The sequence below is a fragment of the Enterobacter cloacae complex sp. P16RS2 genome, assembly GCF_014982155.1.
GTDB classification, from domain to species: Bacteria; Pseudomonadota; Gammaproteobacteria; order Enterobacterales; family Enterobacteriaceae; genus Enterobacter; species Enterobacter cloacae_M.
The window spans coordinates 1-866 of sequence record NZ_JADCKW010000091.1 but is presented as its reverse complement, the minus strand read 5'-3'; the positions used below and the strand labels follow the sequence as shown (position 1 = coordinate 866).

The 866-nt window shown below is 43.4% G+C and carries 1 protein-coding gene; it reads left to right on the top strand.

Features of this window, described 5'->3' with window-relative positions; all coding sequences use genetic code 11:
* Positions 1-325: 325 nt before the first annotated feature.
* A complete protein-coding gene (locus INF68_RS23020; protein ID WP_001097217.1) occupies positions 326-625 on the top strand; it encodes a helix-turn-helix domain-containing protein in 300 nt (99 codons plus the stop codon).
* The last annotated feature ends 241 nt before the right edge of the window (positions 626-866 follow it).

The window sequence follows — 866 nt, the reverse complement described above, 5'->3', positions numbered from 1 at the left end:
AGATAGGGTTATATATTTTGACTGGGGCGGTAATAATTTATCACTTCCCGAGTATCCCTGGGGGTTACCACCTGAGTATGATGCCGGTTAGCAACAACGTCTAAAAGACCTACGATCACGATAAATGTCACTGGGTCACCCTCAAGCAAAGGGGTTAGGGGGGCTAGATACCAGTACTGCTTACTCAACACGGCCTTGTTTTTGAAAGATGTCGCATCTTGGCAAGAAGCGTTTTACAGCCTATAGTCTGTTAATGAGTATTACAGCTTATATGCTGTAAATCCATGCGTTGTGCTTGTTAACCCGTCGATACGGATGGTCACTTATGAACACTCAATACGCTTTGAAGACCTTGAATCAGTTGCGTCCTGTTTTAATCGGCTTTCGCAAAGCCAATGGACTGACGCAAAGAGATGTTTCTGAACGTTTGGGTGTAACACAGCAAACTTATGCCCGACTGGAGGCCAACCCTGCAAGTGTGGGTTTTGAGCGTTTGTTTAGGGTGTTCAGCGTCCTTGGGGTGGAGATCGTACTTTCATCCAGGGAACCATTGTCAGATGCAAAGCCCGAATACGGAGCTTTGCACAATGATTCTTCACTTCCAGCCAGGCGGGAGAAATGGTGACGCCATACGCTTCCCGGTCTAATTATCTGCAGCAATATTAACCCCTTAGCGGCCTGAAGTATCAGGCTGCTATGAAGCCTTTCGTTTCTTCTGTTATGTTAACTACACCAGTTTGAGCTATTTCAGTCAACCTTAAATTATCTCTTCACTCTTAAATGAAAATTTTATGTCGATCACATTATCGATGAATTTAGGAAATAATCCGTAATGAAAATCTATCTTCCTTTAAATTCATCAATGT